The organism is Methylobacterium aquaticum, from assembly GCF_001043915.1.
Classification (GTDB): domain Bacteria; phylum Pseudomonadota; class Alphaproteobacteria; order Rhizobiales; family Beijerinckiaceae; genus Methylobacterium; species Methylobacterium aquaticum.
Genome location: NZ_LABX01000293.1, coordinates 1 through 14,763 on the forward strand (window position 1 = coordinate 1; position 14,763 = coordinate 14,763).

General features: G+C 71.7%; 15 protein-coding genes. 8 read left to right on the forward strand and 7 right to left on the reverse strand.

The annotated features are described in order from the left end of the window. Together VP06_RS30010 and msuE are read right to left on the reverse strand one after the other, a co-directional pair. A partial coding sequence (locus VP06_RS30010) for a PhnD/SsuA/transferrin family substrate-binding protein (RefSeq protein ID WP_048467480.1) occupies positions 1 to 519 on the reverse strand: 519 nt, incomplete at its 3' end. Next, positions 516 to 1,100 carry an FMN reductase gene (msuE, locus tag VP06_RS30015; RefSeq protein ID WP_048467481.1) on the reverse strand — a complete coding sequence of 195 codons (585 nt, stop codon included), beginning with the start codon at positions 1,098 to 1,100 and terminating at the stop codon, positions 516 to 518. The genes msuE and VP06_RS30010, both read right to left, overlap by 4 nt. Positions 1,101 to 1,645: 545 nt before the next feature. Between msuE and VP06_RS30020 the strand changes: the two genes are divergently transcribed. After that, positions 1,646 to 2,056, forward strand: a complete 411-nt coding sequence (locus VP06_RS30020; RefSeq protein ID WP_245291370.1) for a tellurite resistance TerB family protein — start codon at positions 1,646 to 1,648, stop codon at positions 2,054 to 2,056. A 163-nt stretch (positions 2,057 to 2,219) separates the two neighbouring features. Here VP06_RS30020 and VP06_RS30025 read toward each other — a convergent pair whose 3' ends face one another. Then, a complete protein-coding gene (locus VP06_RS30025) occupies positions 2,220 to 3,179 on the reverse strand; it encodes a D-2-hydroxyacid dehydrogenase (protein WP_048467483.1) in 960 nt (319 codons plus the stop codon). Positions 3,180 to 3,355: 176 nt separating this feature from the next. Then, a complete protein-coding gene (locus VP06_RS30030; protein ID WP_048467484.1) occupies positions 3,356 to 3,622 on the reverse strand; it encodes a hypothetical protein in 267 nt (88 codons plus the stop codon). A 163-nt stretch (positions 3,623 to 3,785) separates the two neighbouring features. Here VP06_RS30030 and VP06_RS30035 point away from each other — a divergent pair, with 163 nt between their 5' ends. From VP06_RS30035 to VP06_RS30045, 3 genes are read left to right on the forward strand one after another with little or no spacing between them, the layout of a single operon-like run. Continuing rightward, a complete protein-coding gene (locus VP06_RS30035; RefSeq protein WP_048467485.1) occupies positions 3,786 to 4,316 on the forward strand; it encodes a (2Fe-2S)-binding protein in 531 nt (176 codons plus the stop codon). Further along, complete coding sequence (locus tag VP06_RS30040; protein ID WP_048467486.1) at positions 4,313 to 5,368, forward strand: FAD binding domain-containing protein; 1,056 nt, start codon at positions 4,313 to 4,315, stop codon at positions 5,366 to 5,368. Before VP06_RS30035 ends, VP06_RS30040 begins: the two co-directional genes overlap by 4 nt. Then, positions 5,361 to 7,601 carry a xanthine dehydrogenase family protein molybdopterin-binding subunit gene (locus tag VP06_RS30045; protein WP_048467487.1) on the forward strand — a complete coding sequence of 747 codons (2,241 nt, stop codon included), beginning with the start codon at positions 5,361 to 5,363 and terminating at the stop codon, positions 7,599 to 7,601. Before VP06_RS30040 ends, VP06_RS30045 begins: the two co-directional genes overlap by 8 nt. Before the next feature lie 67 nt (positions 7,602 to 7,668). Here VP06_RS30045 and VP06_RS30050 read toward each other — a convergent pair whose 3' ends face one another. Then, the gene (locus VP06_RS30050; protein WP_048467488.1) at positions 7,669 to 9,252 is read right to left on the reverse strand and encodes an aldehyde dehydrogenase (NADP(+)); all 1,584 of its coding nucleotides are present in this window, start codon (positions 9,250 to 9,252) and stop codon (positions 7,669 to 7,671) included. A gap of 346 nt (positions 9,253 to 9,598) precedes the next feature. On the opposite strand from VP06_RS30050, the gene VP06_RS30060 reads away from it, so the two are divergent. The 3 genes from VP06_RS30060 to VP06_RS30070 all read left to right on the forward strand — a co-directional run bounded on the left by VP06_RS30060 (position 9,599) and on the right by VP06_RS30070 (position 10,890). Then, a complete protein-coding gene (locus VP06_RS30060) occupies positions 9,599 to 9,844 on the forward strand; it encodes a hypothetical protein (protein ID WP_048467490.1) in 246 nt (81 codons plus the stop codon). Then, positions 9,841 to 10,599, forward strand: a complete 759-nt coding sequence (locus VP06_RS30065; RefSeq protein WP_245291371.1) for an aldo/keto reductase — start codon at positions 9,841 to 9,843, stop codon at positions 10,597 to 10,599. The genes VP06_RS30060 and VP06_RS30065 overlap by 4 nt, the downstream gene beginning before the upstream one ends. Before the next feature lie 81 nt (positions 10,600 to 10,680). After that, positions 10,681 to 10,890, forward strand: a complete 210-nt coding sequence (locus VP06_RS30070) for a hypothetical protein (protein ID WP_048467491.1) — start codon at positions 10,681 to 10,683, stop codon at positions 10,888 to 10,890. 622 nt (positions 10,891 to 11,512) lie between these two features. Here VP06_RS30070 and VP06_RS30075 read toward each other — a convergent pair. Continuing rightward, positions 11,513 to 12,436, reverse strand: a complete 924-nt coding sequence (locus VP06_RS30075; RefSeq protein WP_048467492.1) for an SDR family oxidoreductase — start codon at positions 12,434 to 12,436, stop codon at positions 11,513 to 11,515. A 104-nt stretch (positions 12,437 to 12,540) separates the two neighbouring features. Between VP06_RS30075 and VP06_RS30080 the strand changes: the two genes are divergently transcribed. After that, positions 12,541 to 13,176 carry a TetR/AcrR family transcriptional regulator gene (locus tag VP06_RS30080; RefSeq protein ID WP_048467493.1) on the forward strand — a complete coding sequence of 212 codons (636 nt, stop codon included), beginning with the start codon at positions 12,541 to 12,543 and terminating at the stop codon, positions 13,174 to 13,176. Positions 13,177 to 13,192: 16 nt separating this feature from the next. On the opposite strand, the gene VP06_RS30085 is transcribed toward VP06_RS30080, so the two are convergent. After that, positions 13,193 to 14,611: a pyridoxal phosphate-dependent decarboxylase family protein gene (locus tag VP06_RS30085; protein WP_048467494.1), complete on the reverse strand. Its 1,419-nt coding sequence runs from the start codon at positions 14,609 to 14,611 to the stop codon at positions 13,193 to 13,195. Positions 14,612 to 14,763 lie beyond the last annotated feature (152 nt).

Sequence of the window (14,763 nt, forward strand, 5' to 3'; positions counted from 1 at the left end):
CGCCGCCGCATCGGCCGGCGCCAGGGTCACCGGCTCGATGTCGCGATAGGTCAGGCCCCCCTTCTCCAGGGCCGCGATGGTCAGGTTGTGCGCGCTCGACGCCTTGGCGAAGGCGACGCGCTTCCCCCGCAGATCCGCCAGGGTGCGGATGGGCGAGTCCCTCTGTACCAGGATCGCGGCGCCCGAGCCCGCGGCCTCCTGGGCCGCCACGTAGACGAGGGGGCTGCCGGCGGCTTGCGCGAAGACCGGCGGCGCGTCGCCGGTCTGGCCGAGATCGATGGCGCCGAGGCTGATCGCCTCGAGGAGCGGCGGGCCGAACGAGAACTCGACCCAGGTGACGCCGATGCCGAGGGGCTTCAGCCTCGCCTCGATCACCCTCTGCTGCTTGGCGACGACCAGGATGCCGTTCTTCTGGTAGCCGATGCGCAGGGAGCCGGCACCGGCGGCCAGGGTCGGGAGAGCGGCCGGCAGGGCGGCGCCGGCGAGTGCTGCCGCCAGCAGCGTGCGACGGTCGATCATCGGGCACCCCCGGCGACGCGGGCGAAAGGAGCAGCGGAGGCCGTGGCGTTGGCGCCGGCGAGGGCCGCGAGCTGGGTGCCGGCCTCCGCCACCCGCTGGCGGATCGCCGCGGAATCGAGCCCGCCCTCGCGAAAATCCGGGTCGGAGGCGTAGACCGCGGTCGGCACCGTCAGTGCGGTAAAGAAGCCGAAGAGCGGGCGCAAGGCGTGCTCGACCACCAGAGCGTGGCGCGGCCCGCCGCCGGTCGCCGCGAGCGCCACCGGCTTGCCGGCCAGCGCCTCGGGCGAGACGAGGTCGAACAGATGCTTGAACAGGCCCGTATAGGCGCCCTTGTAGACCGGCGTGCCGACCACCAGGGCGTCGGCCTCCTCCACCGCCTCGACGATCCGCCGAGCCGGCAGCGAGAGCTGGTCGCGGGAGAGCGCAGCCCCGAGGCCAGGCCCGGCATCGACGAGGTCGACGATCCGCACCTCGACCGGCACCCGCACCGCGGCCTCGGCGGCGATGGCTTCCACCAGGGTGCGGGTCTTCGAGGGCCGCTGGATGTTCGCCGAGAAGCCGACGAGGCGCAGTCGCGTCATGGAAGTCGATCCGATGGTCGGGGGGCAGGGGATCCGAAGGGGCGCCGCGGCCCCGTGCTCGATGGCCCTACGATGCGGCCGGGATCGAGATCAGTCAATGAAATGAGATTCCAAATGAGCGTATAGAGGGAGTTGATCCTGCCATTGTGGCGATGAAAGAGAGAAAATACGACTTGGTGCCCGATGTTGAAGCAGACATATCGTCGATCGGCCGCGGGATATGCTGGTCCGGTTGCGGTGGCCGATGCGTGGCCGCTGCCGATGCGGCATGGCCCAGCCTTCCGATCGGGGCCGTGTCCGGTGCTGCAATTTTCAAGCATTCGACCGGGATTAAACCCGTCTAAAAAACGTATCGAAGACAACGATGGCGCTATATGGGAGCATCAGCCGGCAAATTGAAGACGGTGCCCTAGAAAAATACTTGCCGTCGACCGGCCCCGGGACGATCGACAGCGTCGCGCTGTTGCGGTAATCGATCGCCTGTTGACGGATCGATTCCGCCTGTCACCAGAGCACTTTGCCAGGGGCCCCCGACGATGTTCAACATGTTCAAGTCGCAGACCTCGCTCGACCTCACGCCGCGGACCTGCCTCGCGGTGTCGCTGATCTACTGCATGGGCGCCGATGGCGAGATCGACCCCGAGGAGATCGGCCACCTGATGTCGGTGCTCGGCCGCAACGCGACCCGCCAGCACCTCGATTCCGCCGTGCGCTACGTCCGCGCCACCCAGCCGGCCCAGTTCCTGGCCGACGCCGCGCCGCGCCTGCGCCCGGACCAGAAGCTCTGCATCATCCTCAACATGATCGACAGCGCGATGTCCGACGGCGAGGCCGAGCCGGGCGAGCAGCAGCTCATCATGCAGTTCGCCCAGGCGTTCGGCCTGTCGGAGAACGACCTGACCCCGTACTTCCAGACCCTGGTGGCGAAGAACGACCGGGCTGTGCTGGATCGGTGAGGCGAAAGGGCCGGGCGTCCGCGGGACGCCCGGCCCTGCGGAGCGCGCCAGTTCGTTCCGGGGTCCGGGTCGAGACCCGATCAGGCCAACCGCCCGTTTGCCCGCACAGTTCCGCCCGCGGGCGGTGGAAGCCGTCGATCGAGGTTCGGATGACGCGGCGCTCTCACACCACCGGGTTCACCAGCTCCTCGCCCCGCCGCAGCCGGCCGAGATTCTCCAGCAGCAGGTCGATCACCCGGCCCTCGTAATGGTCGGTCTCGCCGGCGCTGTGGGGCGTGACGATGACATTCGGCATGCGCCAGAACGGCGCCTCCGGCGGCAGCGGTTCCTCCCGGAAGCAGTCGAGGCCGGCACCGGCGATGCGGCCCTCGGCGAGGGCCCGCGCCAGGGCATCCTGATCCACCACCCGGCCGCGGGCGACGTTGACGAGGAGCGCGCCCGGTTTCATCGCCGCGAGGGCCGCCTCGTCGATCAGGCCGTCGGTCTCGGGCGTCAGCGGACAGGCGAGCGCCACCACATCGGCCTGGGCCAGGGCCTCGTGCAGCCGGTCGGGGGAGACCACCGCCTCGACCGGATCGCCGGCCTGGAGCGGGCGGCGGCGCAGACCGATCACCCGCATGTCGAAGGCTTGGCCCAGCCGGGCGATGCGGGTGCCGATGCGACCGAGGCCGATCACCAGCAGCGTCCGGCCGCCGAGTTCCTGCTCGCGCCGGGCCGGATCGGTGATCATCGGTCGCCAGGTTGCCGCGGCCTGGTGGCGCAGCGCCTCGGGCAGGCGGCGGGTGAGGCCGAGCATCAGGGCCAGGGCGTGCTCGGCCACGGCGCGCTCGTTGCCGCCCTGCGCGCTGGCGAGCCGGATGCCGCGCGCGCGCAGGGCATCCTTCGGGAACTGGTCGGTGCCGGCACTGACCGACTGGATGAAGCGCAGTCGCGGAGCCCGCTCCAGCAGGGAAGGGCGCCACAGCCCCGACACCACCAGCACCTCGGCCTCCGCGACCGCCTCCTCGAGGGCGGCGATGTCGCGCACCTCGACGAAGGGCTGGGGGGCGCCCGCTGCCCGGTAGGCGTCGCCGAGGCGATAGGCGGCGTGGGCGAGGACGAGGGGACTGGCGGGAGCGGTCATCGGCGGGCGGCTCGGGATCCTGCGGAAGCGGTGCCGCGGGACTTCACACCGGGCCCGCACGGGAGGCAAGCCGTCACGCCGCGCATGCGAAAAGCCCGCCCCCGCTTGCGCAGGGACGGGCTTTGGCGATTCGCGATGAGGGCCCCGAACGGTGCGGCCGGGGCCCTCAGGCGCGATCAGCGGCCGTAGACGTAGGGCGCGGCCGGGGCGTAGCCCGGGGGCACCTCGCGGACCATCACGCCGCGCTCACGCGGATAGACGACGACGCTGCCGGTGCTGTCGACGGCCGGGACGCCATCCGGGACGCCGTAGGCGCGCTCGATGCCGCCGAGCGGGCCGCCGGCCTGCGAGCCGGAGCGGTTGTAGGGCGAGCCGCCCTGGGCGAAGGCGGGGGCGGCGGCGACGGTCAGCAGGGCCGCGGCGAGGGCGAGGCGGGTCTTCATCGGAGATCCTGTCAGTTGAGAGGGACCGCGTTGCGGTTTCGTAGCGTCAACCGCCCGTCCGGCGAAAGGTTCACTGCGCCATGTGCGCTGCCGCACGCGGCCGGACCTGGGCGGTGCAGCGCACGAAATTAGTTTGGAGCGCGTCTAGCCTGGAGGAAGCCGCATGAGCGTCGACATCGTCCTGACGGTGAACGGCACGAGGCGCACGATCCCGATCCCGGACCCGCGCATCACCCTGCTCGATCTGCTGCGCGAGGGCCTGCACCTCACCGGCGCCAAGAAGGGCTGCGATCGCGGCCAGTGCGGCGCCTGCACGGTGCTGGTCGACGGGCGGCGGATCAATGCCTGCCTCGCCCTGGCGATCAGCCTCGACGGCGCCGAGGTCCTGACCATCGAGGGATTGGCGGAGGGCGACCGCCTGCACCCGGTGCAGGCGGCCTTCATCGCCCATGACGGGTTCCAGTGCGGCTTCTGCACCCCGGGCCAGATCATGAGCGCGGTCGGGCTGATCCGCGAGGCGCAGGCCGGCCAGGATCCCGAGCGGATCCGCGAGGCGATGAGCGGCAACCTGTGCCGCTGCGGCGCCTATGCGGGCATCACCGAGGCGGTGCTGGAGGCGCAGGCCGCCATGAGCCCGCAGCCGGCGGACATGAGCCCGCAGCCGGCGGACCAGAGCCAGGGAGAGGCGGCATGATTCCGTTCGAGTACGTCCGCGCCACCGACGTGGCCGGTGCGGTGGCCGCGGGGGCCGCGCCCGGCGCTGCCTATCTCGCCTCCGGCACCAACCTCCTCGACCTGATGAAGGGCGGCGCCGTCCGGCCGACCCGCCTCGTCGACATCACCCGCCTGCCCGGGCTCGCCGCCGTGGAGCGGCGGGAGGACGGGTCGCTCCGCATCGGCGCGCTTGTCCGCAACAGCGACCTCGCGCACGATCCCGCCTTCGCCAGGGCCTATCCGGCGGTGGCCGAAGCGTTGCTCTCCGGCGCCTCGGCGCAGCTGCGCAACGCGGCGACGGCGGCCGGCAACGTGATGCAGCGCACCCGCTGCCCGTACTTCACCGACACGGGCAGCGCCTGCAACAAGCGCCGGCCCGGCAGTGGCTGCGATGCGCGGGGCGGCGAGACCCGCCTTCACGCGATCCTCGGCTGGAGCGAAGCCTGCATCGCCACCCATCCGTCGGATTTCTGCGTGCCCCTCGTCGCCCTCGACGCCGAGGTCGAGATCGCCGGGCCCGCCGGCACCCGCACCGTCCCGCTCGACTCCGTCCACCGCCTGCCCGGCGACGCGCCGGAGCGCGAGACGGTGCTGGAGCCGGGCGAGCTGATGACCGCCCTCGTCCTGCCGCCGGAGGCCGCCGCCTTTGCCGGCCACAGCCGCTACCTCAAGGTACGCGACCGCACGTCCTATGCCTTCGCGGTGGTCTCGGCGGCGGCGGCGTTGCGGTGCGAGAACGGGCGCATCGCCGAGGCGCGGCTGGCGCTGGGCGGCGTCGCCCTCAAGCCCTGGCGGGCGCGGGAGGCGGAACGCCTGCTGGCCCACCGCGCGCCCGACGAGGCCGCCTTCCGGGCGGCGGCGGAGGCTGCGCTCGCCGGGGCAAAGCCCTCCGGCGACAACGCCTTCAAGATCGAGCTGGCCCGCCGCCTCGTGGTGCGGGCCTTGAGCCACGCCGCGTCCGGCACGCCGGAGCGCCTGCCGGCCCTGCCGGGTTCCGTCTTCGCCCCCGCCCCGGAGGCCGCCCATGTCTGACCAGATCCCCTCTAACCAGATCCGCCACGGCTCCTCGATCGGCCAGCCGCTCACCCGCCGGGACGGCATCCTGAAGGTGACCGGCGCCGCCGCTTACGCCGCCGACCACCACCCGCCCGGGATGCTCTTTGCCGTGATGGCGGTGAGCCGCATCGCCCGCGGCCGGGTGACCCGCCTCGACGTCGCGGCGGCGAGAAGCCATCCCGGCGTCGTCGCCGTGATGACGCCGCAGAACAAGCCGGCCCTCGCCCAGCACCCGGACGAGAAGCACGACGGCTTCACCTTCCGGCTCGACCTGTTGCAGGACGACCGCGTGCGCTACGCCAACCAGCCGGTCGCCGTGGTGATCGCCGAGACCCTGGAGGCCGCCACCGAGGGCGCTGCCCTGCTCGACCCGGCCTACGAGGAGGAGGTGCCGGCGGTCGGGCTCGATGCGGCCGAGCCCTTCACCCCGCGGGCAATCGGCGTCGGCGATCCGGCCGATGTCGAGACGGGCGACGTCGCGGCCGGCCTCGCCGCGGCGGCGCACACCATCGCGGCGACCTACGAGACGCCGGCCCAGTACCACAATGCGATGGAGCCCCACGCCGTCGTCGCCACCTGGGACGGCGACCGGCTCGACCTCGACATGCCTTCGCAAGGGCTGGCGATGGCGCAGGGGCGCATCGCCGGGCTGTTCGGCATCGCACCCGCGGACATCCACATCCGCAGCCCGTTCCTCGGCGGCGGCTTCGGCTCGAAGGGGATGGTGGCGGGTCCTCAGGTGCTCGGCATCATGGCGGCCCGCCTGGTCGGCCGGCCGGTGAAGCTCGTCATGAGCCGGCCGCAGATGTTCGGCCCGGTCGGCCACCGCGCCCCGACCCGCCAGACCCTCCGCCTCGGCGTCGCCGAGGACGGACGCCTCACCGCCCTCGACCACGAGACGCTGACGGCGACCAGCACCTTCGACGACTTCATCGAGCCGAGCGGCGGCGTCTCGCACACGCTCTACGCCACGCCGGCCTTGGCCACCCGCCACCGGGCGGTGCGGCTCGATACCGGCACGCCGCTCTTCATGCGCGCCCCCGGCGAGGCATCGGGCAGCGTCGCGCTCGAAGGCGCCATCGACGAGATGGCGGACGCCTGCGGCCTGGATCCGCTGGAATTCCGCCTGCGCAACTACGCCGAGACCGAACCGGCCTCCGGCAAGCCGTTCTCCTCGAAGGCCCTGCGCGCCTGCTACGCGCAAGGCGCGGAGGCGTTCGGATGGGACAAGCGCCCGCTGGCGCCGGGGCAGATGCGCAATGCCGACGGCCTCCTCGTCGGCTGGGGCGTCGGCACCGCCACCTTCCCGGCGCTGATGTTCCAGGCCGAGGCGCGGGCGGTGGTGACGTCCACCGGCGCGGCGTCGGTCGCGATCGGCGCCATCGACATGGGGCAGGGGGCCTGGACCGCGCTGGCCCAGATCGCCGCCGAGGAACTCGGCCTCGCCATCGAGGCGATCGACTTCCGCATCGGCTCCTCGGACCTGCCGAATGGCGGCATCGCCGGCGGCTCGGCCCACACCGCCACCGCCGGCACGGCGATCAAGGGCGCGGCGTCGGACGTGATCGCCCAACTGGCGGCGCTGGCGACGCAGGATTCCCGCTCGCCTCTCTACGGCGCCGGCAATGCCGGGGTGATCGCCCGCGATGGCCGCCTGGTGCGGCGCGACGACGAGAGCCGGTCCGAGACCTTCACCGAGATTCTGGTCCGGGCAGGCCGGGAGTCGGTCGAGGGCAAGGGCGCGGCGGGGCCGGACGCGGCGCGGGAGCACTACGCCATGCATGCCCACGGGGCGGTCTTCGCCGAGGTGACGGTCGATCCCGATCTCGGCCAGATCCGGGCGACCCGCCTCGTCGGCGCCTTCGCGGCCGGGCGGATCATCAACCCGCGGCTGGTGCGCAGCCAGTATTACGGCGGGATGATCTGGGGCGTCTCCTTCGCCCTGCACGAGCAGGCGGTGATGGATCCGCGCACCGGCCGGCCGATCAACGCCAACCTCGCCGAATACCACGTGCCGGTGAATGCCGACGTGCCCTCGCTCGCGGCGATCCTGGTCGAGGAGGAGGACCCCCACGTCAACCCGCTCGGCATCAAGGGCGTGGGCGAGATCGGCGTGACCGGCAGCGCGGGCGCCATCGTCAACGCGATCTGGCATGCCACCGGCCGGCGGGTGCGGAGGCTGCCGGTGACGCTCGACACCCTGCTGTAGGCAGAGGCGGGGCACCCGGCCCCGCCACCGTCACGACAGGCCAGGAGCGGGCGCCAGGCCGGCCCGTTCAGGCTCCGGGCGGGATGATCGTCCCGTCCTGCCGCCGCCACAGCTTGAGCGGGTTGTCGTCGCGCAGGGCCGCCGGCAGCAGGGCGTCCGGCAGGTCCTGGTAGCTCACCGGGCGCAGGAAGCGGTGGATCGCCAGGCTGCCGACCGAGGTGGTGCGGCCGTCCGAGGTCGCCGGATAGGGCCCGCCATGCACCATGGCATGGCCGACCTCGACGCCGGTGCCGAAGCCGTTGACCAGGATGCGGCCGACCCGGCGCTCCAGCACCGGCAGGAGTGCGCGGGCCGCCTCGAAGTCGGCCTCGTCGAGATGGAGCGCCGCCGTCAACTGGCCCTCCAGCCGCTCCAGCACGGCCCGGATCGTCGCGAGATCGGGGCAGCGCACCACCAGGGAGGCGGCGCCGAACACCTCCTCGGCGAGGCTGTGATCGGCGAGGAACGCTTGCGCGGTTGTGGCGAAGAGCGCCGCCTGGCCCTGGTGGATGCCGCCGGTGAGCCCCCGGGCGAGGGTGGTCACGGCGGGGTTGGCCTCCAGGGCGGCGACGCCGGCGCAATAGGCTTTGTGGATGCCGGGGGTCAGCATCGTGGCGGCCTGGATCTCGGCCAGCGCGGCGGAGGCGGCTTCCAGGAAGCCGTCGAGGCCCGCGCCCTCCACCGCCAGGATCAGGCCCGGATTGGTGCAAAACTGGCCCGAGCCGAGAGTGAGCGAGCCGACGAAGGCGCGGCCGATGTCGCGGCCGCGGGATTGGAGCGCGGCCGGCAGCAGGACGACCGGGTTGATGCTGCTCATCTCGGCATAGACCGGGATCGGGACGGGGCGGGCGGCGGCGGTCTGCATCAGCGCCACGCCGCCGCGGCGCGAGCCGGTGAAGCCCACCGCGGCGATGCGGGGATCGGCGACGAGGGCCTGGCCGACCGCGATGCCGGCATCGAGCAGGAGCGAGAACACGCCCTCGGGCAGGCCGCACTGTTTCACCGCCTGCTGCACCGCACGGCCGACCAGCTCCGAGGTGCCCGGATGGGCCGGATGGGCCTTGGCCACCACCGGGCAGCCGGCGGCCAGCGCCGCGGCGGTGTCGCCGCCCGCGACCGAGAAGGCGAGGGGGAAGTTCGAGGCGCCGAACACCGCCACCGGGCCGACGGCGATCTGGCGCAGGCGCAGGTCCGGGCGCGGCAGCGGCTTGCGCTCCGGTTGGGCCGGGTCAACCCGGGCCTCCAGGAAGCCGCCGTCGCGCACCACGCCGGCGAACATCCTCAACTGCCCGACCGTGCGGCCGCGCTCGCCTTCGAGCCGGGCGCGGGGCAGGCCGCTCTCGGCCATGCAGCGCACGATCAGCTCGTCGCCGATCGCCAGGATCGCCTCGGCCACCGCCTCCAGGAAGCGGGCGCGGTCCTCGGGCGCGGTCTCCCGGTAGGTGTCGAGCGCCTCGGCGGCGAGCGTGCAGGCGCGGTCCACGTCGGCCGGCGTCGCCGCGGCGAAGGCCGGCTCCAGGCTGTTTCCGGTCGCGGCCTCGACGGCCCGGAATGTCTCGCCCTCGCCGCGGCGGGCGCCGGCGCCGATCAGGTTGTCTCCGGTGATGGGCATGGGTCGCGTCCTCTCCTGCATGTCGATCGTTGGCGCGCTTATGCCCCGGCGGGCGGGGGCTGATCCACCGGGGCGGGGAGAAAAATCCGTTCCGGGACGAATCTTGGCCCGCTGCGACCGTCTGTCCCGACCGGCGTGAGCCGAACGCCGCGACGAAGGACGCGACGCAGATCCATCTCGACGCCGTGGGCGGTGTCCCCGGCGACATGGTCTTGGCGGCGCTCCTCGACGCCGTCCCGCAGCATGAGGCGGGCGTTGGCGAGAGCGTGGCGCGGCCGCACGTCGTGCGCCCTCCTCGCTCATGGCGACGGGGTGCTCATGGCGACGGGGTGCTCATGGCGACGGGGTGCTCCAGGGCCAGCGCTTCGCCGTCACCGGCCCGGAGGGCGAGGCGCCCGACATCCTGGCGGCTGGTGGCGAGGACCTGACGGTGGCGGGCGCCGAGAGAGGGCCTGAGAGCGCGGTACGCTGCCGGGTGTGCGCCTCCGGCATCGTGGTCGAACTCGATGCGCGGAACCTCGCCGCGGCGCCAATCTCCTTCCCGCCCTACCGCGCCGGTAGCGCCTGCCTGGCGGGAGGGCCGGCCCGGTGAGCCTTTCGGACCAATTCACCCTCGAGGACGGCTACCGGAACAAAGTTTTCCTGATGTCCAAGATGGACGGGCGGACCAAGCAGGACGCATCGAGGCAGATCGACCAGTCCCTGCGCCGCCTGCGCACCGACCGGATCGACCTCGTCCAGCACCACGAGATCCTGCGCTACGACGATCCCGACCGGGTCTTTGCCGAGGGCGGCGCCATGGAGGCGTTCGTCGAGGCGAGACAAGCCGGCAAGCTGCGCTATATCGGTTTCACCGGCCACAAGGACCCGCGCATCCACCTCCAGATGCTCGACGTGGCGGCCAAGCGCGGCTTCCACTTCGATTCGGTGCAGATGCCGCTGAACGTGATGGAGGCGCATTTCCGCAGCTTCGGCCACCTCGTCCTGCCTTACCTCGTGCAGAACGGCATCGCGGCGCTCGCCATGAAGACCTTCGGCGACGGGGTGATCCTGAAGAGCGACGCGCCGATCAAGCCGATCGAGTACCTCCACTTCTCGCTCAACCTGCCGACCGCGGTGGTCATCACCGGCATCCAGAACCAGCGCGACCTCGACCAAGCTTTCGAGGCGGTGAAGACCTTCCGGCCGATGGACAAGGCGGCGGTGGCGGAGTTGCTTGCCCGCAGCCGCCCCTACGCGCTGGAGGGCAAGGACGAGCTGTTCAAGACCAACGGCACCGCCAAGAACGCCGCCTGGCTCGGCGAGGAGGTGCCGGGGGTGAAGACGCTGGCGCCGACCATGGAGTGAGCGGCCGCCGTCAAGATGACACAACCATGACGGCGGCCGGCGCGTTGGCCTTAGGTCTTCACGTCGGCACGAGGCCGCACCATGACCGAGATCACCGCCCCGCCCCGCAACCCGTCCGCCGAGTTGCACAGGATGAATGAGTGCCTCGCGGCTTGGGCCGCCTGCACGGCGGAGGACAGCCCCGCCCTGATCGCGCGCTTCGAGGCGATGGGCTACGCGGTGCAGGGCAAGACCCGCGAGGAGATCGAAGCAGTTCTGCGCAGCCCGCCGACGCGGGCGGGACAGCCATGATCAACCGCGATACGGAGGAAGTCCCGGCTTGTCTAAGCAAACTTGCATTGGCAGGCCACACAGGACACGATAGTGCTTGAGGCGTGCAGAGGCCAGAGCATTCTCCGACCAGGCGGACACCGGTTGGTCGCAGAAACTGTCGCAAAATCAAATGCCTAAGCAGATTTCGCCGAAGTGGTCACCGGTTCGGCGATAAAAAATCTGCGACAAAACAAGAACCTAAGTGGGCGAAGCGTTGGCTTGCCAACGCAATCCTGCTTAGAGTACTGCCTGATTGCATCGTGATCCCACCCGCGACCTCATCCTGAGGAAGCGCAGACCGTCGCGCATCGCTTCGCGGGCGGAAGCGTTGCGGTTGCTCTTCACCAATGCTGTCACGAACCGCGCGTCATGCTCCCGTGGCGTGTCACGCGATGCCGTGGCGGGTCCTCTCTCACTCGGCAAAGGATCACTGCGTGATCCCGTCGACCGGGAAAGGCCGCCGTGACGGCGGCACTCCCTGCCTCGGGGAGGACGACCCGGCTCTCCGACCGCTCGGCCGCCATCGCAGCACAGGGGGGAAGGTTCACGAAGGAGGAGGCACCGACCAGGGCGGCGGTGCCGAAGCGGGCGAGGATCGCGGTCATCGCACCTCCGGAAAGCTCACGCCGGCGAGGCGCTCGGACACGTCCCACAGCCGTGCGGCCGCCGCCTCGTCCCGTGCCTGGACCGGGATCCGGGCAGGGCCGGGCGCGCCGCGAGTCTCGGAGAGCCGCACCGGACCGTAATAGGCTCCCCCGGCCGCGTGCGGCGCGGTGGCGGCGTAGAGGGTCGGAAGGGCGGCCCGGTTGGCGGGCTGGAACAGGAACCACAGATAGGTCCGCGCCAGGCCGGCCATGCTCCGGGGCCCGGCGCCGTTCGGCAGCAGGTCGGTGCGGGCAATGCCCGGATGGGCGGCGAGGCTGGCGAGGCCCCAGCCGCCGGCATCGCTGCGGCGCTGGAGTTCCAGGGCGAACATCAGGCAGGCGAGCTTCGACTGGCCGTAGGCCGCCATCGGCTGGTAGGCGCGCTCCGCCTGGAGGTCGTCGAAGGCAATGCGTCCATCGCGGGCGGCAATGCTCGACAGCGACACCACGCGCGGGGCACGGCTCCGGCGCAGCAGCGGCAGCAGGCGCGCGGTGAGGGCGACGTGGCCGAGATGGTTGGTGGCGAATTGCAGCTCGTACCCGTCGGTGGAGACCTGCCGCGTCGGCGGGGTCATCACGGCCGCGTTGTTGATCAGAAGATCGATCCGGTCGTGGCTCCCCGCCATCCGCTCGGCAAAGGCGGCGACCGAGGTGAGGCTCGCGAGGTCGAGATGCTCGAACGCGACCATCGCTCCCGGCACCGCCTGCCGGATCCGGGCGAGCGCCGCCGCGCCCTTGTCCGGGTTGCGCCCGGCGACAATCACCTCCGCCCCCGCACCGGCGAGGGCCAGCGCGTCCTCGAAGCCGAGCCCTCCGGTCCCGGTGACGACCGCGATGCGTCCCGCCTGGGGCGGCAGGTCGGCCAGTGTCCAGCCCGACATCGTCGCGCCTCCCTTTCACCGAGTGCATGATCGCACTCAGTGCAAATTTATTACTGCACCGAGTGCGGCTTTTCAAGGGGGGAGCGTCGTGAGACAAGGCCGGCATGGAGAGTGAACCCGGACAACCCGAGAGCCTTCGCGCGCGCAAGCGGCAGGAGACGTTGCGGCGGATCGCCGAGACGGGCCTGCGGCTGTTCGGCGAGCGCGGCTACGAGGCGACGACGCTCGACGCCATCGCGGAGGCCGCCGGCATCTCGCGCCGGACGTTCTTCTCCTACTTCCGGTCGAAGGAAGAGATCCTGCTGGAATGGCAGATGCGCGGGTTCAGCGCGCAGCTGCGCGAGGCGGTTCTGGCCCAGCCCGCCGGCCGGGCGCCGATCACGGTGGTGCGCGACGCGATGCTGCACCTGGCGGCCGGCATCCGCACCCAGGAATTCATCAGCATCGATCGGGTGATGCGCAGCAGCGAGACCCTGAAGGCACGCAAGCAGGCGAGCTACGGCCTCCAGGAGCAGGCGCTGCACGCCGCCCTCATCGAGCGCTGGCCGGACCCGGCCCGCAGCCACGCGCTGCGTCTCGTCGCGATGGTGTCGCTCGGCGCGATGCGCCTGGCGATCGAGGCGTGGATCCAGGCCGGCGGAGACCGGGGGGCCGCGCCGTTCCTGGAGGATGCCTTCGCGCAGATCGCCGCCGAGGTCTGCGGGCATGCCGGGAGGAGCGGAGCGTCACCCGTGTCGTGACGCTCCAGCCTGCGGGTCACCCCACCCGCAACCCGGCAGCCAGGTCCCGCACTGCCGCCCACGCCATCATCACGTCCTCCCGCGTGGTCGTGGTCTGGCCGACCTGGAAGCGGATGACGAAGCGGCCCTCGTGGCGGGTCTGGGTCAGGTAGGTGCGGCCGTCGTCGTTGATGCGCTCCAGGAGGCGGGCGTTGAGCGCGTCGAGGTCGTCGGCCCAAGCGGGTGCATAGCGGAAGCTGAACAGCGAGAGCACCGGCGCCGAGGTCACCTCGAAATCCGGGTCCGCCTCGATGATCCCGGCGAGGTCCCGCGCCCAGGCGACGTGGGCGCGGATCATGTCCCGCAGCGCCTCGACGCCGTAGGAGCGGATCACGAACCACAGCTTCAGCGCCCGGAAGCGCCGTCCGAGGGGGATCGACCACTCGTTGTAATCGACCACGCCGTCGCGGCCGAGCGTGCGCAGGTAGGCGGGGCGCAGGCCCAACGTGTCGGTGAGCGCCTTCGGGTCGCGGACGAAATGGGCCGAGCAGTCGAAGTGGGTGAACAGCCACTTGTGCGGGTTGAACACCAGGCTGTCGGCGAGATCGGCGCCGCGCATCAGATCGCGGAACTCGGGGCAGATCATCGCGCTGCCGGCCCAGGCGGCGTCGACGTGGAGGAACACATCGTGCCGGCGCGCCACCGCGGCGACGGCCTCGATCGGATCGCAGGCGCCGATGCCGGTGCCGCCCAGGCACGCGACGATGGCGGCCGGCACGAGCCCCGCTTCCCGGTCGGCCCGGATCGCCGCGTCGAGGGCCTCCGGGTCCATGCCGTGGAGCGGGCCGGTCACGGGGATCCGCCTCAGGTTGGCGTCGCCGAGGCCGGCGATGCGAACCGCCTTGTCGACCGAGGAATGAACCTGCTCGGAAGCGTAGACCCGCAGCACCGGCCCGCCGGCCAGACCCTTGGCATTGCCGGTGAAGCCGAGCGCCCGCTCCCGGGCGGTGAGGAGGGCGGCCAGCGTCGCGCCCGAGGCCGAATCCTGGATCACGCCCGTGAAGGCGTCGGGCAGGCCGATCATCTGGCGCAGCCAGTCCATCACCCGGGTCTCGAGTTCGGTCGCGGCCGGCGAGGTCTGCCAGAGCATGCATTGCGCGGCCAGCGCCGCGGTGACGAACTCCGCCACCAGGGAGGGCGGGCTGGCATTGGCCGGGAAATAGGCGAAGAAGCGCGGGTGCTGCCAGTGGGTCATGCCCGGCATCACCACCCGGTCGAGGTCGGAAAAGATCCGCTCCATCGGCTCGCCCGCGGCGGGCGGGGTCTCGGGCAACTGGCGGAAGATCTCCCCCGGGGCCACCTGCGCCCGCACCGGCCGCTCGCCGACGCCCGCGAGGTAATCCACCGACCAGTCGGCGGCCCGGCGCGCCCAGGCCCGAAACGTCTCGTCGTCCATCGCGTCCGCGCTCCTCCCGCCGGCCCGGTCTTCCGGTGCCCCGCCGGCTGTCTAAGCAGATTTCGCCGAAGTGGTCACCGGTTCGGCGATAAAAATCTGCGACACAACAAGAACCTAAGCGGGCGAAGCGTTGGCCTGCCAACGCAAGCCTG